25 protein-coding genes are annotated in these 22,219 nt (G+C 66.1%); 11 read left to right on the forward strand and 14 right to left on the reverse strand.

All coding sequences use genetic code 11. The features are described from left to right. Positions 1 to 993, forward strand: a complete 993-nt coding sequence (locus A5744_RS21040; RefSeq protein WP_076064291.1) for a tellurite resistance/C4-dicarboxylate transporter family protein — start codon at positions 1 to 3, stop codon at positions 991 to 993. On the opposite strand, the gene A5744_RS21045 is transcribed toward A5744_RS21040, so the two are convergent. Further along, the gene (locus A5744_RS21045; RefSeq protein ID WP_076064292.1) at positions 974 to 1,594 is read right to left on the reverse strand and encodes a hypothetical protein; all 621 of its coding nucleotides are present in this window, start codon (positions 1,592 to 1,594) and stop codon (positions 974 to 976) included. The genes A5744_RS21040 and A5744_RS21045 overlap by 20 nt on opposite strands. 64 nt (positions 1,595 to 1,658) lie before the next feature. On the opposite strand from A5744_RS21045, the gene A5744_RS21050 reads away from it, so the two are divergent. Together A5744_RS21050 and A5744_RS21055 are read left to right on the forward strand one after the other, a co-directional pair. Further along, complete coding sequence (locus A5744_RS21050) at positions 1,659 to 2,552, forward strand: phosphoribosylaminoimidazolesuccinocarboxamide synthase (RefSeq protein ID WP_076064293.1); 894 nt, start codon at positions 1,659 to 1,661, stop codon at positions 2,550 to 2,552. Then, the gene (locus A5744_RS21055) at positions 2,549 to 4,711 is read left to right on the forward strand and encodes a S9 family peptidase (protein ID WP_076064294.1); all 2,163 of its coding nucleotides are present in this window, start codon (positions 2,549 to 2,551) and stop codon (positions 4,709 to 4,711) included. The genes A5744_RS21050 and A5744_RS21055 overlap by 4 nt, the downstream gene beginning before the upstream one ends. Here A5744_RS21055 and A5744_RS21060 read toward each other — a convergent pair. Both A5744_RS21060 and A5744_RS21065 read right to left on the reverse strand, forming a co-directional pair. Further along, the gene (locus A5744_RS21060; protein WP_076064295.1) at positions 4,640 to 5,086 is read right to left on the reverse strand and encodes a DoxX family protein; all 447 of its coding nucleotides are present in this window, start codon (positions 5,084 to 5,086) and stop codon (positions 4,640 to 4,642) included. The genes A5744_RS21055 and A5744_RS21060 overlap by 72 nt on opposite strands. A gap of 1 nt (position 5,087) precedes the next feature. Further along, the gene (locus tag A5744_RS21065; RefSeq protein ID WP_170874550.1) at positions 5,088 to 6,713 is read right to left on the reverse strand and encodes a DHA2 family efflux MFS transporter permease subunit; all 1,626 of its coding nucleotides are present in this window, start codon (positions 6,711 to 6,713) and stop codon (positions 5,088 to 5,090) included. Between the two features lie 108 nt (positions 6,714 to 6,821). Between A5744_RS21065 and A5744_RS21070 the strand changes: the two genes are divergently transcribed. After that, positions 6,822 to 7,526 (forward strand): DUF2334 domain-containing protein, encoded by a 705-nt coding sequence (locus tag A5744_RS21070; RefSeq protein ID WP_076064297.1) that lies wholly within the window; start codon positions 6,822 to 6,824, stop codon positions 7,524 to 7,526. 8 nt (positions 7,527 to 7,534) lie between these two features. Here A5744_RS21070 and A5744_RS21075 read toward each other — a convergent pair whose 3' ends face one another. Next, positions 7,535 to 8,119, reverse strand: coding sequence for a carboxymuconolactone decarboxylase family protein (locus A5744_RS21075; protein WP_076064298.1), 585 nt, complete (start codon positions 8,117 to 8,119; stop codon positions 7,535 to 7,537). Positions 8,120 to 8,210: 91 nt separating this feature from the next. Between A5744_RS21075 and A5744_RS21080 the strand changes: the two genes are divergently transcribed. Both A5744_RS21080 and A5744_RS21085 read left to right on the forward strand, forming a co-directional pair. Next, on the forward strand, positions 8,211 to 8,483 hold the full coding sequence (locus A5744_RS21080) for a helix-turn-helix domain-containing protein (protein WP_240563131.1): 273 nt from the start codon (positions 8,211 to 8,213) through the stop codon (positions 8,481 to 8,483). A gap of 150 nt (positions 8,484 to 8,633) precedes the next feature. After that, a complete protein-coding gene (locus tag A5744_RS21085) occupies positions 8,634 to 10,289 on the forward strand; it encodes an FAD-binding dehydrogenase (protein ID WP_076064299.1) in 1,656 nt (551 codons plus the stop codon). A gap of 16 nt (positions 10,290 to 10,305) precedes the next feature. Here A5744_RS21085 and A5744_RS21090 read toward each other — a convergent pair whose 3' ends face one another. Then, a complete protein-coding gene (locus A5744_RS21090; RefSeq protein WP_076064300.1) occupies positions 10,306 to 10,944 on the reverse strand; it encodes an MBL fold metallo-hydrolase in 639 nt (212 codons plus the stop codon). A gap of 33 nt (positions 10,945 to 10,977) precedes the next feature. On the opposite strand from A5744_RS21090, the gene A5744_RS21095 reads away from it, so the two are divergent. The 3 genes from A5744_RS21095 (at position 10,978) to purQ (ending at position 12,622) form a co-directional block, all read left to right on the forward strand. Beyond that, positions 10,978 to 11,649 carry an ATPase gene (locus A5744_RS21095; protein ID WP_076064301.1) on the forward strand — a complete coding sequence of 224 codons (672 nt, stop codon included), beginning with the start codon at positions 10,978 to 10,980 and terminating at the stop codon, positions 11,647 to 11,649. Between the two features lie 62 nt (positions 11,650 to 11,711). Further along, positions 11,712 to 11,951, forward strand: coding sequence for a phosphoribosylformylglycinamidine synthase subunit PurS (gene purS, locus A5744_RS21100; RefSeq protein WP_076064302.1), 240 nt, complete (start codon positions 11,712 to 11,714; stop codon positions 11,949 to 11,951). After that, complete coding sequence (gene purQ / locus A5744_RS21105) at positions 11,948 to 12,622, forward strand: phosphoribosylformylglycinamidine synthase subunit PurQ (protein WP_076064303.1); 675 nt, start codon at positions 11,948 to 11,950, stop codon at positions 12,620 to 12,622. Before purS ends, purQ begins: the two co-directional genes overlap by 4 nt. On the opposite strand, the gene A5744_RS21110 is transcribed toward purQ, so the two are convergent. Then, positions 12,619 to 14,004: a wax ester/triacylglycerol synthase family O-acyltransferase gene (locus A5744_RS21110; RefSeq protein WP_205866329.1), complete on the reverse strand. Its 1,386-nt coding sequence runs from the start codon at positions 14,002 to 14,004 to the stop codon at positions 12,619 to 12,621. The two genes, purQ and A5744_RS21110, sit on opposite strands and share 4 nt — an antisense overlap. A gap of 25 nt (positions 14,005 to 14,029) precedes the next feature. Further along, positions 14,030 to 14,845 carry a lysophospholipid acyltransferase family protein gene (locus A5744_RS21115; RefSeq protein WP_076064305.1) on the reverse strand — a complete coding sequence of 272 codons (816 nt, stop codon included), beginning with the start codon at positions 14,843 to 14,845 and terminating at the stop codon, positions 14,030 to 14,032. A 152-nt stretch (positions 14,846 to 14,997) separates the two neighbouring features. Between A5744_RS21115 and A5744_RS21120 the strand changes: the two genes are divergently transcribed. Beyond that, positions 14,998 to 16,080 (forward strand): NAD(P)-dependent oxidoreductase, encoded by a 1,083-nt coding sequence (locus A5744_RS21120; RefSeq protein ID WP_076064306.1) that lies wholly within the window; start codon positions 14,998 to 15,000, stop codon positions 16,078 to 16,080. A 14-nt stretch (positions 16,081 to 16,094) separates the two neighbouring features. Here A5744_RS21120 and A5744_RS21125 read toward each other — a convergent pair whose 3' ends face one another. Together A5744_RS21125 and A5744_RS21130 are read right to left on the reverse strand one after the other, a co-directional pair. Next, a complete protein-coding gene (locus A5744_RS21125) occupies positions 16,095 to 16,565 on the reverse strand; it encodes a YbjN domain-containing protein (RefSeq protein WP_076064307.1) in 471 nt (156 codons plus the stop codon). 97 nt (positions 16,566 to 16,662) lie between these two features. After that, a complete protein-coding gene (locus A5744_RS21130; RefSeq protein ID WP_076064362.1) occupies positions 16,663 to 17,871 on the reverse strand; it encodes a cytochrome P450 in 1,209 nt (402 codons plus the stop codon). 135 nt (positions 17,872 to 18,006) lie between these two features. On the opposite strand from A5744_RS21130, the gene A5744_RS21135 reads away from it, so the two are divergent. Continuing rightward, entirely contained in the window at positions 18,007 to 18,405 is a 399-nt protein-coding gene (locus tag A5744_RS21135; RefSeq protein ID WP_076064363.1) for a VOC family protein, read from the forward strand. Here the strand turns inward: A5744_RS21135 and A5744_RS21140 are convergent. The 5 genes from A5744_RS21140 to A5744_RS21160 are packed head-to-tail and all read right to left on the reverse strand — an operon-like array spanning position 18,399 to position 21,990. Then, complete coding sequence (locus A5744_RS21140) at positions 18,399 to 18,866, reverse strand: cupin domain-containing protein (protein ID WP_076064308.1); 468 nt, start codon at positions 18,864 to 18,866, stop codon at positions 18,399 to 18,401. The two genes, A5744_RS21135 and A5744_RS21140, sit on opposite strands and share 7 nt — an antisense overlap. 43 nt (positions 18,867 to 18,909) lie before the next feature. After that, positions 18,910 to 19,605 (reverse strand): haloacid dehalogenase type II, encoded by a 696-nt coding sequence (locus A5744_RS21145; RefSeq protein ID WP_076064309.1) that lies wholly within the window; start codon positions 19,603 to 19,605, stop codon positions 18,910 to 18,912. Continuing rightward, positions 19,602 to 20,033 (reverse strand): VOC family protein, encoded by a 432-nt coding sequence (locus A5744_RS21150; RefSeq protein WP_076064310.1) that lies wholly within the window; start codon positions 20,031 to 20,033, stop codon positions 19,602 to 19,604. The genes A5744_RS21145 and A5744_RS21150 overlap by 4 nt, the downstream gene beginning before the upstream one ends. Continuing rightward, positions 20,030 to 20,911 (reverse strand): DUF427 domain-containing protein, encoded by an 882-nt coding sequence (locus A5744_RS21155; protein WP_076064364.1) that lies wholly within the window; start codon positions 20,909 to 20,911, stop codon positions 20,030 to 20,032. The genes A5744_RS21150 and A5744_RS21155 overlap by 4 nt, the downstream gene beginning before the upstream one ends. A gap of 47 nt (positions 20,912 to 20,958) precedes the next feature. Continuing rightward, positions 20,959 to 21,990 (reverse strand): zinc-binding alcohol dehydrogenase family protein, encoded by a 1,032-nt coding sequence (locus A5744_RS21160; RefSeq protein WP_076064311.1) that lies wholly within the window; start codon positions 21,988 to 21,990, stop codon positions 20,959 to 20,961. Positions 21,991 to 22,219 lie beyond the last annotated feature (229 nt).

Genomic DNA, 22,219 nt, shown 5'->3' on the forward strand with positions numbered 1-22,219 from the left:
GTGTCTTCCCGGCTCGCCGATGTCGAGCCGTCACCCGATGTGTTCGCCGCGGTGATGGCGACGGGAATCCTGTCCATCGCCGCGGCCGATCACGGCTACCGCCAAATCAGCGAAACGATGGGCGTTTTGGCCTCGCTCGGCCTGGTGGTGCTCGTCGTCGTGGTGATCCTCACGCGGCGCCATGCGCGGTGGGATCTGAAGGATCCCGATGTCACCTTGCGGCTGTTCACCTTTGTCGCCGCCTGCGCGGTGTTGGACAGCCGGGTGGCGTCTCGGCCGGTGCTGGCGCTGACGCTGGGGGTGGTGGCGCTGGTGTCCTGGCTGGTGCTGATCGCGCTCAGCGCGCGCAATATGTCGGCGTTTGCATGGTCACGGTTGCGCGACCGTGCCCACGGCGCGTGGGAGCTGGCCAGCGTGGGCACCTCGGGTCTGGCGATCGTGGCCGCGAAGGCGGCCCGGTACACCCCGGAGCGCTGGTGGCTGGCGGTGGCCGTGCCGATTTGGCTGGCGGCGCTGTGCATCTATGGCCTGATGACCTGGCTCATCCTGTGGCGCAGTGTCGCGCAGCGCCAGGACCGCGACGGGTTCGAGCCCGATACGTGGATCCTGATGGGGGGCTTGGCAATTGCGACATTGGCCGGCGACACGATCCACGGCCTTGCTCCGGGGTGGCTGGCCGGGCCGGTGCTCGCCCTCACGGTGGTGACCTGGGTGGCGGCCACGCTGTGGATTCCGCCGCTGATCTACTTCGGTCTGCACCGCATCCGCCGCCGCCCCGAAATGCTGCACTTCGCCGGTGTGTGGTGGGCGTTCGTCTTCCCGCTGGGCATGTACTCCGCGGCCAGCTACAGCATGGCGGCCCAGCTAGGGCAGCGGTCGTTGATCACCGTGTCGCTCGTGTTTTTCTGGGACGCGTTGGCGGCGTGGCTGATTGTCGTCGCGGCCGGGCTATTGCGCGCTTGGCGCGTGTTTGTCAGCCCGCACGAATCGTGATCCCGGCTGCGCGCAGTTCGAGTGCGGCCAGCGCGCGAATTGTGACGAGGTCCTCACGGCGCCACCCACCGACCGGATCCGCGCTGACGGAGGTCAGTTTGCGTGGCGGCCGGTTGGTCAGTGCCCGCAACGCCAGCAGTTGCTCGCCGGCCGGGGTCGCGGCTAGGGCGGTCACCGTTCGTTTGCGCCGGAAGAACCGGAGCCGGAGCCAGAACCACGGCACGACCGCGATCAGGATGGGGAGGGCGGCGACAGAAATCGCGAGCAGCACCGCGAGCCAGCTCGTCGTGGTGTCCAGGTCGTGGACGGCGTCCGCGATGTCGAGGGCGCTGTGGCTGGCAGCCGTCAGCGGTTTGCTGACCGCGTCGCCGACCAGCGGAATGTGCTGCGCGCCATGGCCGGCAGACGCCAGATTGCCCCCGATGCCATGCGCGCCACTTTCGACTTGACGGCCGGCTTCGGCGATTGTCGAGATGGCGTCGTACACGGCGACCCCGACGAGCAGCCAGATGACGGTCCACACGACGACGGCGACATCGCTGAACAGTTGGGCAAGCAGCCGGGCGGGTCTGGTGGAGTAGGGCACGAACCGGGATGTCATGACCGAAATTCCAGCACAGCTCCCGGCACGGGGTCGGCCGCGCGGTGCCCGATAGGCTGGCCCGATGCGCCCCGCACTGTCCGACTACCAGCATCTGGCCAGCGGCAAGGTCCGTGAGCTGTACCGCGTCGATGACGAGCACCTGCTGCTGGTCGCGACCGACCGGATCTCCGCATACGACTACGTCCTGGACAGCACGATCCCGGACAAGGGCCGCATCCTGACCGCGATGAGCGTGTTTTTCTTCGACCTCGTGGAGGCCCCCAACCACCTGGCCGGGCCGCCGAATGACCCGCGTATCCCCGACGAAGTGCTGGGCCGTGCGCTGGTGGTGCGGCAGCTCGAGATGCTCCCGGTGGAATGTGTGGCACGCGGTTATCTGACCGGCTCGGGGTTGCTGGACTACCAGGCGACCGGGAAGGTGTGTGGGATCGCGTTGCCGCCGGGTCTGGTCGAGGCCAGCAAGTTCGCCACGCCGCTGTTCACCCCGGCGACGAAGGCCGCACTGGGGGACCACGACGAGAACATTCCGTTCGCCCAGGTGATCGAGATGGTGGGCGCGGTGCGCGCCAACCAGCTGCGCGACCGCACGTTGCGGATCTATGTCCAGGCCGCCGATCATGCCCTGACGAAGGGAATCATCATCGCGGACACCAAATTCGAATTCGGCACCGATGGCGAGGGCAACCTGGTGCTGGCAGACGAAATCTTCACGCCCGATTCCTCGCGGTACTGGCCGGCCAACGACTACCGGGAGGGCGAGGTGCAGACCAGCTTCGACAAGCAGTTCGTCCGCAACTGGCTCACCGGCCCCGAATCGGGCTGGGACCGCAACGGCTCACAACCCCCGCCGCCGCTTCCGGAGGACATCATCGACGCCACCCGCGCCCGTTACATCAATGCCTACGAACGGATCTCCGGCATGAGCTTCGACGACTGGATCGGCCCCGGCGCATGACGAATTCCATTGCGCAGACGCCCGCGCCGCCGGTCGCTAAGCGGGTGGAGACTCGGCGGGAGCACCACGGCGACGTCTTCGTCGACCCGTATGAATGGCTGCGCGAGAAGGACGACCCTGACGTCATCGCCTACCTCGAAGCCGAAAACGACTACGTCGACCGGGCCACCGCTCATCTTGAACCGTTGCGGCAGCAGATTTTCGACGAGATCAAGGCACGAACCAAGGAAACCGACCTCTCGGTGCCGACTCGTCAGGGCGACTGGTGGTACTACTCGCGAACCTTCGAGGGAAAGCAATACCGCGCCCAATGCCGTTGCCCGGTAGCCGATCCCGATGATTGGACCCCGCCGGCGCTCGATGAGAACACCGAGATACCCGGTGAAGAGGTGTTGCTCGACTCGAACATCGAGGCCGAAGGCCACGATTTCTTCGCGTTGGGCGCCGCGATGGTCAGCCTGGATGCCAATCTGCTGGCCTACTCCGTCGACGTTCTTGGCGACGAACGCTATACGCTGCGGTTCAAGGATTTACGGACCGGCGAGATGTTCCCAGACGAGATCGCCGATATCGGTGCCGGAGTGACCTGGGCGGCCGACAACCGTACCGTCTACTACGCGACGCTGGACGCGGCGCACCGTCCCGACAAGATATGGCGGTATCGCTTGGGCTCCGGCGAGCCGTCGGAGCTGGTGTATCACGAAGCGGACGAACGCTTCTGGCTCGGGGTGGGGCTCACCCGCAGCGAAGCCTACGTGTTCATCGCCTCGGGTTCGTCGATCACGTCGGAGATCCGCTACGCGGACGCCGCCGATCCCCAGGCGGAGTTCACCGTGGTGCTGCCGCGGCGCGAAGGTGTCGAGTATTCAGTGGAGCACGCGGTGATCGGGGGGCAGGATCGCTTCCTGATCCTGCACAACGACGGCGCGGTGAATTTCACCCTCACCGAGGCACCCGTCGACGCCCCGGCGCTGCAGCGCACCCTGATCCCGCACCGCGACGATGTTCGGCTCGACGGCGTGGACGCCTTCGCCGATCATCTGGTGGTCAGCTACCGCCGCGAGGCGTTGCCGCGGATCCAGTTGTGGCCCATCGACTCCGGCGGCGGCTACGGCGAGCCCGAAGAGATCGGATTCGAATCCGAGCTGATGTCGTCCGGCCTGGGCGGCAATCCGAACTGGAAGTCGCCCAGGCTGCGCATCCGGGCCGGGTCGCTCGTCATCCCGACGCGCATTTACGACATCGACCTGGCGACCGGCGAACGGGTCTTACTGCGTGAGCAACCCGTGCTCGGCGATTACCGGCACGCGGACTACGTGGAACGACGCGACTGGGCGCGCGCAGACGACGGCGCTCGGATCCCCGTGTCGATCGTGCACCGCGCTGGCCTCGAATTCCCGGCGCCCACGGTGCTCTACGGTTATGGCGCCTACGAGATTTGCACGGACCCAAGCTTTTCCATCGCGCGGCTGTCGCTGCTGGACCGGGGCATGGTGTTCGTCATCGCCCACGTCCGCGGCGGCGGCGAGATGGGCCGGCTGTGGTACGAGCACGGCAAGTTACTCGAGAAGAAGAACACCTTCACCGACTTCGTCGCGGTGGCAAAGCATTTGGTGGACTCGGGCCTGACCCGGCCGCGAGAGTTGGTGGCGCTGGGCGGCAGCGCGGGTGGACTGCTGGTCGGCGCGGTGGCCAACCTGGCGCCGGATCTGTTTGCCGGAATCCTCGCCCAAGTCCCGTTTGTCGACCCCCTGACCACCATCCTGGATCCCTCGCTGCCGCTCACAGTCACCGAATGGGACGAATGGGGAAACCCGTTGAGCGACAGCGAAGTCTACGCCTACATGAAGTCCTACTCGCCCTACGAGAACGTCGAGACCAAGCGGTATCCCGCCATCCTGGCGATGACGTCCCTGAACGACACCAGGGTCTATTACGTCGAGCCTGCGAAGTGGGTCGCGGCGTTGCGGCACGCGAACGCCAATGGCAACCCGGTGCTGCTCAAGACCCAAATGGCGGCGGGCCACGGCGGGGTCAGCGGTCGCTACCGGGCCTGGGAAGAGGCCGCGTTCCAGTATGCGTGGCTGCTAGCCGCTGCCGACGGCGACCGCTACGGCCGCGCCCAGAAAGACGACCTCGATGGCGATGCGCAGGGGTAGCTGCGTCGTCATCGACTTAGGCGGATCGGGCATCCGGGCGGCGTAGACGTTGGCGGGGAACATGACCAGCATCAGCACCAGGAGGCACAGGGCCGCGGCCACTCGGGTCAAGGGAAGCAATAACCCCACGGCGCCCAGCAGCTCGAGCAGGCCGGTGATGGTGACCAGGTAGCCGGGTGCCGGTAACCGGGGCGGCACAATCGCGATCAGGTCGCGGCGCAGCTGCGGGGCGAAGTGGGCGAACCCGGTCATCAGGAACATCGCGGCCAGTCCCACTGCGAGCGCCGCCGCCCAGCTGTTGACGTAGGCGACGCCGAGCCAGCCGATGCACCGAGCGGCGATGGTGCCCACCAGCAGGGTGATCAACGGAGCCATCTCAAACGTCCGATCCGGCTGTTTGGCTTGCGGGCCGCTTCGGCAGAAACACCGCGGGGATGACCGTGGACACCACCAACGCGACCGCGACGACGAACACCGCCGTATAGGCGTGCGACAAATCGTGCAGCACATTGTCCGCGAAGCCCGGGGCGAGGGCCTGGCGGGGTATCGCGGCCGGATCGAGTGGCGCCCCGCTGGCGGCGGCCTTCTGTTGCAGCGACGCGAGTTTGTTCGCCGCGGAGATGTTCTCGCTTCGATTGAACTGGTTGGTCAGAATCATCGACATGAGCGCGGTTCCCATCGAGCCGCCCACCTGGTGGCTGACGCTTATCAGCGTTGTGCCGCGGGCGATCTGGTGCGGCGCCAGCGCCTGCACGGACGCGACCGACAGCGGCATCATGGTGCATCCCATGCCCAGGCCCATGATCGCCAATCCGACCAGGAGCGTGGGTAGGTACTGCGCCTGCTTGGCCACCCCGAAGGCGAAGGTGCCCAGGCCGGCGGTGATCAGCGCGATGCCCACCAGGACGACCTTGCCCGGTCCCTGCCGGTCCACGAGCGGCCCGGTCAGGCGCATGGTCAGCATGGCGCCGAGTCCCTGCGGGATCATGTGCGCGCCGGCCTGCATCGGCGACTGATGCAGCACCTGCTGGAAGTAGCTCGGCAGCAGCAGGCCGGCGCCGAAGAAGGCGGTGGCGAAGACCAGCATCGTCACGTTGGCCTGGGTGAGCACCTTGTTCTGGAACAGCCGCAAATCTATGAGTGGGTGGTCCGCGCGGTGCCACGCGTGCAGCACGAACGCTCCGATCAACGCCAGGCCGACCGCCGCCGGTATCAGCACGCGGCGATCGGCGACGGTGCCGCAGCGCGGAATCGACGACACCGCGAACAGGAACATCGCTAGGCCCGGCGACAGCAGCAATACCCCGACGACGTCGAAGGTTTCCGAGCGCGCCGGGTGATCTCGCGGGAACACGATCGCCGCGAGGACGATGGTCACCAGGCCGATGGGGAGGTTGATCAGGAAGATCCACCTCCAGCTCGAGGTGTCGATGAGCCAGCCGCCCAGAATGGGCCCACCGATGGGGGCGAGCAACATGGGAATGCTCAGGATCGACATGAGACGGCCGAGCCGCCCGGGGCCCGCTTCGCGGGTCATGATCATGAATCCCAGCGGCATCAGCATGCCGCCGCCGATGCCCTGCGCCACGCGAAACACGATGAGCTGCAGGATGTTTGCTGCCACCGCGCACAGCAGCGAGCCCAGCGCGAAGGCGAGCACGGATCCCATGAAGAGCCGCTTGGTGCCGAATCGGTCGGCGGCCCAGCCCGTTACCGGAATTACTGTTGCCAAGGCGAGCGTGTAGCCGGTCATCGTCCATCCGACGACGGCTTGGGACGACCCGAATTCGGCGATGAAGGTACGTTGCGCGACGCTGACGACGGTGACGTCGAGTATCGCCATCACCGTGGCGAGGATGCACACGCCGGAGATCCGCAACAGCCGGGCGTCCAGCTTGTCTGGATAGACATGCACGCCGGGGGCGGGCTGCCGCGTGGGAGTGGTGGTCAGCGGGGTGTCGGCCGCTGCGGAACGGGCCTTCTCCATGGCGTTGCTTAGCATATCGAATCGATTACCGGGTCCCTGGCCTGCGTCGCCGCGGACTCGATATACGCCTGCTGTCCGCGTGTCCTTCACCATTCCGACACCTGACATGGTCAAACTGCGGGTGTGTCTGGAAAATTGATCGTCTCGGTCTCAGGGATAGGGGAGCGCACCCTGGGCGACGTTGAGGCGTTCTGCGCACAAATGGATGCCCGCAACGTGCCGGTGTCGTTGCTGGTGGCCCCGCGGCTATCCGGCGACTACCGACTCGACCGCGATCCGCGCACAGTCGAGTGGCTGACCGCGCGGCGCGCCGCGGGCGACGCCATCGTGCTGCACGGCTACGACGACCCGGCCACCAAGAAGCGGCGTGGCGAGTTCGCCATGCTGCGGGCGCACGAGGCCAACCTGCGGCTGACGGCCGCCGACCGGGTGCTCGAACACCTCGGGTTGCGCACCCGGCTGTTCGCGGCACCGGGCTGGGTAGTGTCACCGGGCGTGGTCAAGGTGTTGCCGCGCAACGGGTTTCGACTGCTGGCCGACCTGCACGGGATCACCGACCTGGTCCGTCACACCACCGTCCGCACCCGCGTGCTCGGCATCGGAGAGGGCTTCCTGACCGAGCCGTGGTGGTGTCGCATGGTTGTGCTGTCCGCCGACCGGATCGCCCGTCGGGGCGGGATCGTGCGCATCGCGATCGCCGGCCGCCAGTTGCGCAAGCCCGGGCCGCTGCAAGCGGTGCTGGACGCCGTCGACCTGGCCGCGATGCACGGCTGCACCCCGACGGTGTACCAATGGCGGTCCGGCAAAGCCGTTGTCGACGCCGCCTGATCAAGCCGTCATAAGTCGGCAATGGAGCCGAAGGTGGGGGCGCCGGGCTCGAGGCTGACCCTGGCGGCTCGGGCCACGAAACTAATGGCGTGGTACCAGCCGCACAAGAAGAGCAGATCGAGCAGGCTGGCATCGCCGAATTCCGCGCTGAGTCGTTGCCACAGCGCATCGTCGATATCGGCGTTGTCGTGCAGGGCATCCACCGCCCGGATCAGTAGCCGATCGCGATTCTCGGTCCAGCAGTCGTCCTCGTCGTCGCCGGTGACGAGCGAGGCGACCTGCCGCGCATCGAGGCCCACGCGTTCGGCGAAGAATGCGACGTGTACGCCCCACTCGTACTCGCAGCCGCAACGCGCGCAGGTCCGGTTGATCACGATCTCGCGGTCGCGCATCGACAGCGACAGCTGGCGGCTGAGTTCGTAGCGACCCCACGGGCCCATTGCCTGCGCCATGGGAAGGTTCCGGACGAAGGTGCGGAAGAGCCCTATCGGCGGAACCCCGGCCGGCATCATCGTCTGCAACTGCGCGTCGACCTCGGAATCGTAGGGCGGGTCGAGCGGGGAGATCCTCGGTGTTACTGTTTCCGTAACCATGACCTCGCAGCGTATGTTACGGAAACCGAAACGTCAACAGCTCCCGCGTCCGGGTCAACCGGTTCGGGGCTCCGATAGCGGACGGCCACTCATGGCCGCCCTCGACCTTCTCGGCCGTCGCTGGTCGCTACGGATTCTGTGGGAGCTGCGAGACGGCCCGTTGGGGGCTCGTGCGCTCCGTAGCCGCTGCGACGGCATGTCACCGAGCGTTCTTTACGACCGGCTCGGCGAACTCGCCGCAGCCGGACTGATCGCCAGATCCGACGAGGGGCATTATCAATTGACTCCGATCGGGCGACAGTTGGGCGTGGCCCTCGACCCGCTCGATCACTGGGCTCGCCAGTGGGCCGAGGAAACTCGTTGAGAGTACGGGCTCGTCCGAGCGTTCGGCGAAGCGTATCCCGTTGGGCCACAGGGGCTCCGCCGATGACCTTGTTGCTCCGGCGCGATGTCGACGCGGCGTGACTAAGCCGTCCGCTTAATCGACCGGCGCGGGGCACTACCCTGTTCCGACATGAGCGAATCTTTCGCAGCCGATGCCATCGTCGTCGGGGCGGGCTTGGCGGGCCTGGTCGCCGCCTGCGAACTGGTGGATCGCGGCCTGCGCGTGCTGATCGTCGACCAGGAGAACAGCGCCAACTTGGGTGGGCAGGCCTTCTGGTCGTTCGGCGGTCTGTTTTTCGTCGACAGCCCCGAGCAGCGGCGGCTGGGCATCCGCGATAGCCACGAGCTTGCGTTGCAGGACTGGTTGGGGACGGCGGCTTTCGATCGTGAAGAGGACTATTGGCCGCGTCAGTGGGCGCATGCCTACGTCGATTTCGCGGCCGGGGAGAAACGCAGCTGGCTGCGCGATCGAGGCCTGAAGGTCTTTCCGTTGGTGGGTTGGGCTGAGCGCGGCGGCTACGGCGCACAGGGGCACGGCAATTCGGTACCCCGCTTTCACATCACGTGGGGCACCGGGCCCGCCTTGGTCGAGATCTTCGCGCGTCGGCTGCGGGATCGCTCGGCGGTGCAATTCGCCCACCGCCACCAGGTTGACGAGCTGATCGTCGAGGGCGGCGCGGTGACCGGTATCCGCGGCACCGTGCTGGAACCGTCGCCTGAACCACGCGGGGTGCCTTCGTCACGAAAAGCTGTGGGGCAATTCGAGTTCCGTGCGTCGGCGGTGATCGTGGCCAGCGGCGGCATCGGGGGAAACCACGATCTGGTGCGCAAGAATTGGCCCAAGCGGATGGGCCGCGTCCCCGGGCAGCTGCTGAGCGGGGTGCCCGCCCACGTGGACGGCAGGATGATCGGAATCTCGCAGCAGGCCGGCGCGCGGGTGATCAACCCCGACCGGATGTGGCACTACACCGAGGGCATCACCAACTACGACCCGATCTGGCCGCTGCACGGCATCCGGATCATCCCCGGCCCGTCTCCGCTGTGGCTGGATGCGTCCGGCAAGCGGCTGCCGGTTCCGCTCTATCCCGGGTTCGACACCCTCGGCACGCTGGAGTACATCACCAAATCCGGATACGACTACACCTGGTTTGTGTTGAACGCCAAGATCATTGAGAAAGAATTCGCGCTGTCCGGCCAGGAGCAGAACCCCGATCTGACCGGGCAGAGCGTAAGAGAGCTGCTGCGCAACCGGGCCAGCTCCGGCGCGCCGCGGCCAGTGCAGGCCTTCGTCGACCGAGGCGTGGACTTCGTCGCCGCAAACTCGTTGCGCGAGTTGGTGACCGGGATGAACAAGCTGCCCGACGTGGTCCCGCTCGACTACGCGACGGTGGAAGCCGAGGTGACCGCCCGCGATCGTGAGGTGGCCAACAGGTTCAGCAAGGACGGCCAGATCACCGCGATCCGCGCCGCGCGTGGTTATCTGGGTGACCGGGTGGGCCGGGTGGTGGCGCCGCACCGCTTGACCGATCCGAAGGCCGGGCCGCTGATCGCGGTCAAACTGCACATCCTGACGCGAAAGACGTTGGGCGGCATCGAGACCGACCTAGCCGCGCGGGTTCTCAAGGCCGACGGCACGTCGCTGCCCGGTCTCTACGCGGCCGGCGAGGTGGCCGGGTTCGGCGGTGGCGGCGTGCACGGCTACCGGGCGCTCGAGGGCACGTTCCTGGGCGGCTGCATATTCTCCGGCCGAGCCGCCGGCCGCGGCGCCGCCGCCGACATCGCCTAGCCTTTGGCTGTGTGCGCTAGAAGGTGACCCCGCTTTCTTCGGGCAGCACCTGAAAGTCTGTGTCGGTCATCTCGGTGAGCCGGCCGTAGTAGATGCCTCTCGCGTCCGGGGCGATGATCCCTTGGTGAATGGGTACCGCGCGGGCCGGCGCCACCGCACGCAGGTAATCGACGGCCTCGGATACCTTCATCCACGGCGCCGCCGCCGGAGCTGCCAGAACGTCCACCGGCTCGTCGGGCACGAATAGTGCGTCACCGGGATGCATCAACCGTGCGGGGTGGTCAGCGTCGCCGACCAGATACGAAATGTTCTCTATCACAGGGATTTCCGGGTGGATGACCGCGTGCCGGCCACCTACGGCTCGGACGGTCAGCTCACCGATGCGCAGCTCGTCGCCGACGTGCACCGCTTGGCACGGCCCACCGAGCTGTGCGGTGGTTTGCGGATCGGCGTAGAGCGCGGCGTCCGGGTTGCCCTCGAGCAGCGACGGCAGCCGGGCGACATCGACGTGGTCGGGGTGTTGGTGGGTGATCAGGATGGCGGTCAGGCCGGTGATTCCCTCGAAACCGTGCGCGAAGGTGCCAGGATCGAAGAGCACGCGGGTTTGATCGAACTCGGCGAGTAAGCAGGAATGACCGAAATGCGTCAGTAGCATGTTTACGATTGTGCCCTGACGGGGGTGATACCGATGCGGGTGATCCTGGCGACGATGCTGGTGGCCGGTGGCCTCGCAGTGGCCCTTGTCGTCGTGGTACCGGCGCACGCCGAGCCCCAGACGTGCCCGCCGGTGTGCGACCAGATCCCAGACAGCGCGTGGATCCAGCAGCGCGCCATTCCGCTCAGTTCCGTGTACAACTGGCCCGCGCTGGCCGGACTGGCGGCGCCGGCGACCGGGACCGGGCCGCGCTTCCGCTTTGAGACTCTGTGCGGGTCGCCGGCGATACCGCAGGACCCGCGCGATTCGGCGGTGGCGGCCCGGGCAACCGTCGTCCACCCGGACGGGCAGTGGCAGTTGCAAGCGCAGATCCTGCACTGGCGCGGTGACACGGCGCGCGGCGGTTCGGCCGCGGCCGCGGTGTTCAGCACTGCCGTCGCCGCCCTGCGAGGCTGCCAGCAAGGGGCGCCGCAGCAGTCGCCGTCGATCACCACCGACCAGCCGAATCGGATGGCCGCGGTCATCAGTGGGCCGGTGGTCATGCACACCTACCTGGTCGCACACGTCGCGAGCAGCACGATCACCGAGCTCACGCTGTGGTCATCGGGACCGCCGGAGGTACCCTGGCCCTCGATGGCAGACGATCCGGTGCTGGACGCCATGACCGCGCCCCTGTGCGAGGCGTACATCGCTTCGTGTCCGTGACCCGCGTGCGGTACCCCTCGCCGGTAGAGTTAGCGCCGAGCAAGATCTGAGGAGGAGCGCCGGTGGCTCGGGTGGTCGTGCATGTGATGCCCAAAGCGGAGATTCTCGACCCGCAGGGCCAGGCGATTGTCGGCGCGCTAGGCCGGCTCGGCCACGGCGGGGTCTCAAATGTCCGCCAGGGCAAAAGGTTTGAGCTCGAAGTCGACGACACCATCGATGACTCGGTGCTCGCCGAAATCGCGGAATCATTGTTGGCGAACACGGTGATCGAGGACTGGTCGATAAGCCGGGAAGCCCTGTGACGGCACGAATCGGCATCATCACCTTTCCCGGGACACTCGATGACGTCGACGCCGCGCGGGCCGCGCGCCGTGTCGGCGGAGAGGCGGTCAGCCTGTGGCATGCCGACGCCGACCTCAAGGGAGTCGACGCCGTGGTGGTGCCGGGTGGTTTTTCCTACGGCGATTACCTGCGGGCCGGCGCCATCGCCAGATTCGCCCCGGTGATGGCGGAAGTGGTCGACGCCGCGCGGCGCGGCATGCCGGTGTTGGGAATCTGCAACGGTTTTCAGGTCCTGTGTGAGGCCGGGTTGTTGCCCGGCGCCCTCACCCGCAACGCGGGTCTGCACTTCGTCTGCCGCGACGTGTGGCTGCGGGTGGCCTCGACCGCGACGGCATGGACGTCGCGTTTCGAGCCCGAGGCCGATCTTCTGGTGCCGCTGAAGTCCGGCGAGGGCCGATACGTTGCACCCGCGGCTGTGCTCGACGAACTGGAGGGCGAGGGCCGGGTGGTGTTTCGCTACCACGACAACCCCAACGGCTCGCTGCACGACATCGCTGGCATCAGCTCGGCCAACGGCCGCGTCGTCGGCCTGATGCCGCATCCCGAGCACGCCATCGAGGCGCTGACCGGTCCCTCCGACGACGGGCTGGGCCTGTTTTATTCGGCGCTGGACGCCGTGCTCGCCGTTTAGCGGTAAAGCTCAGCCGCGCAACGTAATTCGCGGAAGGCCGCGGTGAGCGCGTCGGTCGCGTCGTGCGGGTCGTTGAACGTCCGGTCGTCGGTGAGCACCGCGATGCCGAGCTGGTCGACGTAGCTCCACACGGTGATGTTGACCGGCGCGCCCGGCGACAGCACGCCGGTCGAGTAGATCTCGCTGACCGTGGCGCCGCCGAAGTGGCCACGCTCGCGCGGGCCCACGACGCTGGACACCGCGACGTTCATCACCTTGTTCGGCGCCTCGCGCCGTGCCAGCCAGCGAAACGCGGGCGGGGCCAGCGCGGTCGGCAGGTAGGTCATCATCCGCTCGTAGAGGCGGGGGCCCAGAATTTCGTGGTCTTCCTTGGCGATTCGGGTCGCCAGCGCGACCAGCCGCGCCCGTTCGGCCGCGTCTGCGATGTGCACGGGCAGCGAAACCATCAGGCCGCTGATCTCGTTGCCCGTGATCCGGTCGGACTTGTCGGTGGCGGTGGGCACCGACGCGATGATGGGCCGGTCGGCGGCTCCGTCGTAGGCCAACAACAGCTTCCGAAGGCCCCCGGCCGCGGTCGCCAGCACCATGTCGTTCATCGTGATGCCCAACGCCTTGGCGGTCGCCTTGACGTCGGGCAGCGGCAGCGTCGCGCTGGCGAACTGCCGCCGGGGTGACACGACGTGGTTGAGGAAGGTCGGCGGTGCGTCGAACGGGTCGGCCAGGTCGGGGTGTTTCCCGCGCTGGCGGGACCGGCGGCGGACCCGGAACCACCCGACGGCCGCGTCTTTGACCAGGCCCGGCAGTTTGGCGGCTTGCCGGGCGTGGTCGCGCGCGGCGGCGCGCAGCAGCTCGGACGTCGACGGGGTGACGCAGGGTTCGTCGTCGTCGCGCTCGTCGGTCGGCCCGTCCTCGAGGTCCATCGCGCGCGCCAGCAGGTTGACCGCGGCGACGCCGTCGGCCAGCGCGTGGTGGATCTTGCCGATCAGCGCGAATCGGCCGCCGGTCAGGCCCTCGGCGAAGTGGAATTCCCACAGGGGGCGGCCGCGGTCCAGCGGCGTGGACGCCACCTCGCCGATGACGGCGTCGAGCTCCCGTCGCCCGCCCGGCGCGGGCACCCGCACCCGCCGCAGGTGGTAGTCCAGGTCGACCTCGCAGTTCTCCAGCCACATCGCGTGATGCAGTTTCCACGGGATGTCGACGAGCTTGTAGCGCAACGGTTCTAGCAGATGCAGCCGGCGGCGCACGTGGTGCCGGAACGCCTCGAAACCGAAGTCAGATTCGCAGCTGGAGGGGTCGAGGACCGCAACTTTCAACGTGTGCGTGTGCAGGTTCGGCGTCTCGCTGTACAGCAGCATGGCGTCCATGCCGTTGAGCCTCTTCACACGCCACCTCGCTCCCGGAGACGAGTCAGCCCAGAATGGGGAACCGGCGCTCGGCGGCGAGCCGGTCGAGCGCGGTCTGCATCATCGAACGCACGTAGGCGTCGACTTCGTCGATGTCGGGATCGTCGCCGAAGCGGGCGGCGATATCGATGGGCTCGAGGACCTCCGTGACGATCTTGGCCGGCAGCGGCAGGTTGGGCGGGAAGATCACGCTCAGGCCGAACGGAAAACCGAAGCTGATCGGCAATATGTTGATCCGGGCCTTCGTCAGTCGCAGCGTGCGCGCCAGCCAGTTGCCGCGGGTCAGGAACAACTGCGTCTCCTGGGCGCCGATGGACACGATGGGCACGATCGGCACCCCGGCTTCGATCGCCGTCCTGACGTAGCCGGTGCGACCGTCGAAGTCGATGGTGTTTTCGCTGAAGGTGGACCGGTAGGAGTCGTAGTCGCCGCCCGGGAAGACCAGCACCACCGCACCCGAATGCAAAGCGGCGGCCGCGTTTTCGCGGCTCGCCTCGATGACCCCGAGGCGGCGCAGCCACCCGTCCAGCGGGCCCATGAACAGCCCGTAATGGCCCAGGGTGTAGACGGGCCGGCCGTAGCCGAACCTCTCGTAGAAGGCCGGCGAGAAGATCAACACGTCGGGAGTGAACATGCCGCCGGAGTGATTGGACACGACGAGCGCCCCGCCGGTCGACGGGACGTTGTCGATGTTTCGCACCTCGGCGCGATACCACCGCTTGATCCACGGACCGATGGCTTTGGAGACCTGCTCGGTGAAGGCCGGATCCCACTTGGCGGTCTCGCGATTGTCCGCCGCCGCGCCGTCGCTGCCCTTCATGGTTCGCCCTCAAGTTCCGCCGGTCGTGTCCTGCTATTTGCTATTGCCAGCGCGATGGCGGTCCCAAACCTCAGCGCGTTTGCGGCATATGCTACTCTCTATTTTGGAGAATGTCATATCCGTTTGCTGGCCCTGGGGGGGCTCGGGAGAAAATGACCGAAAAGGTTCTTGTCACAGGGGGATTCGGTCTCGTCGGCTCGCAGACAGTGCGCCGGCTAGTTGCCGATGGCCATGATGTGGTGGCTACGGACCTCGGAACTCCCGCTCAACGCAAAGCCGCGGGATCGCTACCCTCGGGCGCCGAGGCGAGCTGGGCAGACCTGACCGACCCGGACGAGGTCGCCCGTCTGGTCACCGAGGCTGCGCCGACGGTGATCATCCACCTGGCCGCGGTGATCCCGCCCTCCATCTACCGTCATCACGAGCTGGCTCGTCGGGTCAATGTCGACGCGACCGCAGCGCTGTTGCGTGCCGCGCAGTCCAGCCCCCACCCGGTGCGGTTCATCCAGGCGTCGAGCAACGCCGTGCACGGCTCGCGCAACCCGCACCGTCATCCGGAGCTGGTCCGCGCTGACACCCCGATCGCGCCGTCGGATGTGTACGGAGCGCACAAGGCCGAGGCCGAGCGCCTGGTCCAGGACTCGGGTCTGGAGTGGGTGATCCTTCGTCTCGCCGGCGTGATGAGCGTCGATCTCGACGCCATGCCGCTGAATATGGATGCACCGTACTTGGAAAGCGCGCTGCCGACCGACGGACGCATTCACACCGTCGACGTCCGTGATGTGGCGCTCGCGTTCGCGACCGCCACCACGGCCGATGTTGTCGGTGAGATTCTGCTCATCGGAGGCGACGAGTCCCACCTGCTCCGACAGGGCGACGTCGGAAAGGCATTGGCCGCCGCGCGGGGACTGGTCAATGCCTTGCCGCCGGGGCGGCCCGGCGACCCCGACAGTGACGAGGACTGGTACGTCACGGACTGGATGGACACCACCCGGTCTCAGGAAGTTTTGAAATTCCAGCGCCACCCCTGGCCGGACATGCTCGCCGAGATGCGCGCCGCCGCTGGGTGGAAGCGCTACCCGCTGCGGGTTATCTCGCCGGTCGCCCGTCAGTTGCTGAAACGCCGTGCCGCGTACCGGAATTCGCCCGGCCGGTACGCCGACCCGTGGGGAGCATTCCGGGCCGAGTTCGGCGAGCCATGGCCCGACGGGAAGAGGCGCGGCGCTACGAACTAGTTGGTGCCGGAACGTCAGCCGGCGTCCAACATCAGCGGCTCTTCCATCGATGACTGCTCGACGATCGGGCTCAACCCGCCAAAGAATTCGATCGCCGCGGCGATCGCGCGATCGACGAAAGTCGCGAAATCTTCGAAGGCCACGCTGCCCCGGATCCAGTGCGAACGGCGTGCGACGACGCCGATGCGCTGTGGATCGGATGAGTTGTGCACGATCGCGGTGACGTCGCGATCCTGCCGATTCCACGTGTCGGCGAGATGCGTCAGCCAGGGCCGGTCGGAAGCGGGGAAGAAGCATGCGGGAGCAACCCGGATGAGCAACACGTCGTGATGCCCGGCCGCGATCTCGAGGTGCACATGCAGGCGGCGCGGACGGGTGTTGGCGACGTAGAAGTATTCGCCATCGTGCGCACCGCGAAAATAGCGGCTGCCGCGCGTGCACAGATAGCGTTCGATCAGGTCTGCGCAGAGCGGCTCACTCGTCATGCAGTCAATGCTGAGGACGGTGGCTTTGCGGATCCTTGTGCCGAGCGAGGCGGGACCGAAGAATCAGTTGAGAATTCGCTGAGCGCGCCGGCCTCGGTCAGGGCAGCACTCGCACCGGAACGTTGGACCAGCCCGCCACGTTGGTCATGCTCACTCGTTTGCAGCCCTCCCAGATCACCTCGTAGCGGGGCATCAGGTCCAACAGTTTCTCCAGCGCAACCGCGCTCTCCAGACGGGCCAGCGCGGCACCCAGACAACTGTGCACGCCATAGCCGAAACCGAGGTTCTGCGCCTCACCGCGGTCACGCTCGATGTCGAATTTGTCGGCGTCGCTGAAGGCCTCGGGATCGCGATTGGCTGAGCCGCCCAGCAGGAATACCGGCTTGCCGGCCGGAATCGTCACCCCGTGCAGGTGAACGTCTTTGAGCGAACAGCGGACGTTGTACTGTGCCGGCGCCTCGAATCGCAACACCTCCTCGACCGCGGCCGGAACCTTCGAGCGATCGTCGAGCAGTTTCTGCCATTGGTCGGGGTTGCGAGCGAACTGCACGATCGCGTTCCCGACCAGCTTGGTGACGGTCTCGGCACCCGCGGCACCCAAAAGGGTTGCGAACCCCGTGATTTCGATATCATCCAGCTTCGTGGTGCCGCCGTCGTCACGTTCCACCTCAGCGGCGATCAGGCCGCTGATCATGTCGTTCTGCGGTTGCTTGCGTCGTTCCTGAATCAGGTTGTAGTAGAACGCCCCGACCGAAGTGACCGCCTCCCAATTGCTTTCGTTCATTTCGATCTGGCCGGGCTCGCGGTGCAACGACGCGTCGACCCAGTGCCGGATCTGTTGGCGGTGTTCGGCGGGCACCCCGAGCACGGTGCTGATCACTTCGACCGGGAAAAGCGCTGAGAAGTCGGCGACCACATCGAATTGCCTGCCGTCGACCCGCCCGAGGTGGTACTCGATCAGCTCGGTGACCGTGTCTTTCAGCGCGGTGATCGCGCGTGGCGTAAATACCTTGTTGACCAGGCTGCGCATCCGCCGATGTTCCGGCGGATCCATGAAGATCATCGACTTGTTCTCCGCCGGGACCCCGCCTTTCTTGATCATGGACAGCTCGATCCCGCGCGCCGACGAATACGTTTCGTAGTCCTTGAACGCGGCGGCGACATCCTTGTGTCGGGCCAGCGCGTAGAAGTCGTGCTCCTCGCTGTAATAGACGGGCGCCTCCTCGCGCATCCGCCGGTAGGTCGGGTACGGGTCGGTGAAGAACTCCTCCGAGAACGGGTCGAAGACCAGCTGCGCAGTCGCCATCGTCTCCTCCTCCACCGCGGCTACCTGGGTTGCTGAGCACTTGCTTAGCATCAAGCGTACCCAGCGGTCAAGGCCGAGGCAGGCCGCGCGCTAGCGTCGAATTCGACGCAGCGTTACCGATCAGGAGGGTTGACCGTGGGACTAGCGGTGCAACGGTTCGACCACATTGTCTTGAATTGCCGCGACATCGAGGCCACCGCATCGTGGTACGAGCGGGTGCTCGGCATGACGCGCGAGACGTTCGGGCCGTCCAACAGAACGGCCCTGTGTTTCGGAGAGCAGAAGATCAACCTGCGACCGGTCGGCGCGCTGGCCGACGACCCCGACTGGGTAACCGGATCCGTCGAAGCGGCCGGTTCCGCGGACTTGTGCTTCGTCACCCGCTCCACGCCCGACGAAGTACGGGCCCACCTCGCGAACTGCCGAGTCGAAGTGATCGCCGGACCGGTGACCAAGGTCGGCGCATTGGGTCCGATGACGTCGCACTACTGCCGTGACGTCGACGGGAACCTCATCGAAATCGCCGTCTACTGAGCACCTTCGAGCGGATAGAGCGTCGGCAGGTTGATGACGATGGCCTCCTGGGTGCTGCGCGCAATCACGACTTCCGCCGTTGTGTTCGGATCGGGGTTCTCTTCCCGGTGCGGCAGGTAGGGCGGAGTGAAGACGTAGTCGCCGGGCGAGGCGGAGATGCGCACTTCCTGAACACCGTCGTGAAACACGAACTCCGGGTTGCCGCTTCTCACATAGATCGCGGTCTCCGATTCGCCGTGATGGTGGTTGGACGAGACGGCTTCGGGCAAGGCGTGCGTCTCACCCATCCACAGCTTTTCGGCACCGACCGACTTGCCGGATAGCGCCGCGAAGCGCCTGAGTCCTTCCGACTGCGCGGTGTCGGAGCTGATGTCCGAGGCCCTGATGTGGTGCACCCGGTTGCGTGCGGCCGACGTCGTCGTCTCGTCGAAGTCGGGGTGAAATCCGTCCGATGTCGCCATCATCGCTCCATTCTGCCTCTCGAGCATGCCGCGGCAGCCGGGCTCAGCGCGGCCTCGTGGTGAGTCGCTCGGCGAGCTGGCGCATGTCGCGTACCACCAGGTCTGGCTGCGGCAGGCCGTCAACCGGCAGCGGTGGGTTGCCCGGGCGCGCAATGAGGGCGCCGCTGAACCCGACGTTTTGGGCGCCGAGGGTATCCCACACGTGGGCGGCCACCATCATGCAATCCGCGGGCGCCACCCCGAGCGTTTCGCATACGTACCGATACACCACCGGCGACGGCTTGAAGGCGCGGCGGGCGTCCACGCTCAGCTGTCGTTCGAAGAATCCCGCCAGCCCCGAATGCTGCAGCGCCGTCGGTCCGTCCGGGTTGGGTGGTGAATTGGTCAGGGTGACCAGTCGAAAACCATTGTCGCGCAACCTGACAAGGCCCTCGGCCGCATCTGGGTGTGGCGGCATCGACAGCAGACCCGACTTCAGGCGGAGCAGATCGTCGTCGGTGACTTCCACCTCGTAGATGTCACCCAGCATGCGCAGCACGCCCTGGGCCAGGGCGGAGAAGTTCACGTAATTCTCCGCCAACGTCGTGGCCATCGAGTACATGACGAGCTGTCCAAACCATTCACGCAGCACCCGCTCATCGCCGAACACGTCCGTGAAAATCGGTGCTAGGGAATTGATATCGACCAGCGTCTCGTTCACGTCGAATACGAGGACAGAGGGCGGGTGCTCTAGGTTCATGCCGGCTGGTGGTTGCGTTCTTGGAGCACCCACGCATTGCCATCGGGGTCGCGGAAATCGGCAAAGCTGGCGTAATCGGCGCGTTCGGGATCAAGGCCGGGAAGGAATCCCCCTCGCCAGCCGCCGTCGGTGTTCTTGTGGCGGATGCCGCTGACGGTCACCCCGCGCTCCGCCAGTTCCGAGCGGTAGCTCTCGATGTCGGAGACCACCAGATACAGACCTTGCACCGAGCCCGGAGGCGCGTCAGTCAGGCCTGCACCGAACTGGATAGAGGTGTGGGATCCCTGGGGCGTCAACTGGATGACCCGGAAACCGGGGGCGGGTGCGTAGTCGACGTCGAGGTCGAAGCCGAGTTGGTCGCGGTAAAAGCGCAGTGAGCGATCGGGATCTGATACCGGCAGGATGACAACCTCGAGCAGCGCTTTCATTGCCTGATCCCGGTGTGTGCCTTCCCGAGCACCTCGTCAGTGTCCAGGCCTCGGTCAACACCATGGGGAATGACAGTTTGGCCCGGCTCGAGCTGCAGCTGTTTTCCGTCGAGATAGACATCGATCTTGTCGGGCTCGAAGGACACCAGATTGGTTACCCGCCCTACTTCGGGCCAGGCGTTGATGTAGGACCACGCGGCGCGCTTGTGGCCGCCGATGTCGTAATAGGAACATATCCCCTTGTAGGGGCAAAACGTCTGTATATCAATGAGTTTGAGGGCGGCTTCGTCGATATCCTCGCGTGGAACATACCACCGGGGTGCAAAGCCCGATTCATACAGCGCCAGTGGGTGGTTGGTGTCGGCGATCACCTGCTCGCCATCCTGGACGACGAGATGCCGTGAAGTAGAGCGGATGTCTATGCGGTGATAGGCATCGGCGGCGTGCCCGACGATGCGGTCGTTCTCTTCATAGAAGGCGTCCATGGCGCGCCAGGCGAACGCCAGTCGCCCATCGAGAATGGCCGCATGTTGTGGCAAGCCGGTGTGCTGCCAGGCAGCGTGGTTGGCCTCTCGCTGCGCAACCTTCACGGTGAACCACTTTGTGGCCCCGAGGTCTTGGTGTTGAGTGACCCGGTCCTCATTGACAAGGATGTCCGGTTCGACATCGATGGACGGGAAATAGGCCACCGGGTAACGGCCCGGCTCGTGGAGCAGGATGACATCCTCGCTGTCGGCGACCCATCTGTCGGCGAAGCACACCCGCATGCGGCGGCGCAACGGCTCCGCATACAGCAGGCGCGGCGGCATGGGCAGCTCGGTGAGAAAGTGTCCGATCGAACTGGTGGCCAGTGGACCTTGTTGCCATGCCAAACCCATCGTCATGTCCTCCCTCTCGCGAAACTTCCCAAAAGCGGTGGTCGGCGTCAGTTCGTGACAACGACCATCTTTCCGCCGGCCTCCCCCGCCTCCATGACTCGGTGCGCTTCATGAATTTGATCGAAAGTGAAGACGCGCGCCGGCTTTGCGTCGAGCCTGCCCTCGGCCACCTGCCGTGCGATGTCTTGTAGCGGCACGTCGGAAAGCGGGAAGCCGGGAGTCCCGAAGACAAAGCTTCCGAAGAAGTTCAGGTTCACCCCGCTGGCCATGCGTAGCAGCGGGTTGAAGTCCCCGATGGGATCCAGTCCGCCCAACCATCCCGCCAGGCACGCCGAGCCGCCGCGGCGCAGCATGTCGAGGGAGTCGAGGATGGTGCTGTTGCCCACCAAGTCGAGGACCGCGTCGATCTGCTTTGATTCGGCGATGTGAGCCGCCAGGTCGGGCCGCTCCAATTCCACGCGCGCGGCGCCCAAATTCTCCAGCATGGAAATGCGCTTGGAGCTGCGCGTGGTCGCGATGACGCGCGCCTCTGCGGCGACCGCCATCTTGAGGGCCGCCTGGCCGAACGATGACGTGGCGCCGCGCAATACGAGGGTCTGTCCCGCCGCGAGGTTGAGGTTGCGGAACAGACACGTCCAAGCGGTCGCATAGGTTTCGGGTAGTGCCGCCAAATCGGACCAGGGTAGGTCGGATTCGATGAGGGCGACGTTGGCGGCGCGCACTCGGGTGTATTCGGCATAGCTGCCATTGATGGTTCGCCCCAGGCCGCCCATTAGCGCCGCCACCTTGGCGCCGACCGGAAATTCCCCTCCCGGGCACGAGTCGACGGTGCCGACGCATTCGATGCCGCTGACTTCCGCGGCTTCCGCCCATTCGCCCCGACGCATGTGCATCTCGGCGTGGTTGATGCCGAACCCTTGCACCTTAATCACGACCTCGCCGTTCTTGGGCAACGGCTTGGGAATGTCGGCGTAGACCAGGCTGTCAAGCCCGCCGAACCCTTTCAGGATGATCGCCCGCATGCCTTCCCCGCCGGGCCCTTCGCGCACTACCGCGGGCGCCGTATGCGGTGTGGCCATCACCCTGTCTCATTTCCAAATCGTTAGTCCGGCTTCGGATATTGGGAAAGCGAGCCGCAGTGCGGCAGTTAATTTAGTATCGTCGGCAAAAACTTAATGGGTCGTCTAACCCAATATTATGGGCGGAATCACCCAGATTTGTCTAGGCCCTTCGTCACAGTTGCCGAAGCGGTACCGCCCTCCCGGGCGGGGCCAACATAATGGATGAGGCAATGGGGCCCGAACGAGG

This window comes from Mycobacterium sp. IS-1264 (assembly GCF_001954195.1).
In the GTDB taxonomy this organism is placed as follows: domain Bacteria; phylum Actinomycetota; class Actinomycetes; order Mycobacteriales; family Mycobacteriaceae; genus Mycobacterium.

Coding starts and splice junctions, on each gene's coding strand:
- A5744_RS21140 (WP_076064308.1), bottom strand. CDS start 18,866: ATGGCGACATCGGACGGATTTCACCCCGACTTCGACGAGACGACGACG.
- A5744_RS21065 (WP_170874550.1), bottom strand. CDS start 6,713: ATGCTAAGCAACGCCATGGAGAAGGCCCGTTCCGCAGCGGCCGACACC.
- A5744_RS21055 (WP_076064294.1), top strand. CDS start 2,549: ATGACGAATTCCATTGCGCAGACGCCCGCGCCGCCGGTCGCTAAGCGG.
- A5744_RS21090 (WP_076064300.1), bottom strand. CDS start 10,944: ATGCTACTGACGCATTTCGGTCATTCCTGCTTACTCGCCGAGTTCGAT.
- A5744_RS21080 (WP_240563131.1), top strand. CDS start 8,211: ATGGCCGCCCTCGACCTTCTCGGCCGTCGCTGGTCGCTACGGATTCTG.
- A5744_RS21130 (WP_076064362.1), bottom strand. CDS start 17,871: ATGGCGACTGCGCAGCTGGTCTTCGACCCGTTCTCGGAGGAGTTCTTC.
- A5744_RS21115 (WP_076064305.1), bottom strand. CDS start 14,845: ATGAAGGGCAGCGACGGCGCGGCGGCGGACAATCGCGAGACCGCCAAG.
- A5744_RS21045 (WP_076064292.1), bottom strand. CDS start 1,594: ATGACATCCCGGTTCGTGCCCTACTCCACCAGACCCGCCCGGCTGCTT.
- A5744_RS21125 (WP_076064307.1), bottom strand. CDS start 16,565: ATGACGAGTGAGCCGCTCTGCGCAGACCTGATCGAACGCTATCTGTGC.
- A5744_RS21155 (WP_076064364.1), bottom strand. CDS start 20,911: ATGGGTTTGGCATGGCAACAAGGTCCACTGGCCACCAGTTCGATCGGA.
- A5744_RS21095 (WP_076064301.1), top strand. CDS start 10,978: ATGCGGGTGATCCTGGCGACGATGCTGGTGGCCGGTGGCCTCGCAGTG.
- A5744_RS21145 (WP_076064309.1), bottom strand. CDS start 19,605: ATGAACCTAGAGCACCCGCCCTCTGTCCTCGTATTCGACGTGAACGAG.
- A5744_RS21050 (WP_076064293.1), top strand. CDS start 1,659: ATGCGCCCCGCACTGTCCGACTACCAGCATCTGGCCAGCGGCAAGGTC.
- A5744_RS21150 (WP_076064310.1), bottom strand. CDS start 20,033: ATGAAAGCGCTGCTCGAGGTTGTCATCCTGCCGGTATCAGATCCCGAT.
- A5744_RS21060 (WP_076064295.1), bottom strand. CDS start 5,086: ATGGCTCCGTTGATCACCCTGCTGGTGGGCACCATCGCCGCTCGGTGC.
- A5744_RS21160 (WP_076064311.1), bottom strand. CDS start 21,990: ATGGCCACACCGCATACGGCGCCCGCGGTAGTGCGCGAAGGGCCCGGC.
- A5744_RS21120 (WP_076064306.1), top strand. CDS start 14,998: ATGACCGAAAAGGTTCTTGTCACAGGGGGATTCGGTCTCGTCGGCTCG.
- A5744_RS21085 (WP_076064299.1), top strand. CDS start 8,634: ATGAGCGAATCTTTCGCAGCCGATGCCATCGTCGTCGGGGCGGGCTTG.
- A5744_RS21075 (WP_076064298.1), bottom strand. CDS start 8,119: ATGGTTACGGAAACAGTAACACCGAGGATCTCCCCGCTCGACCCGCCC.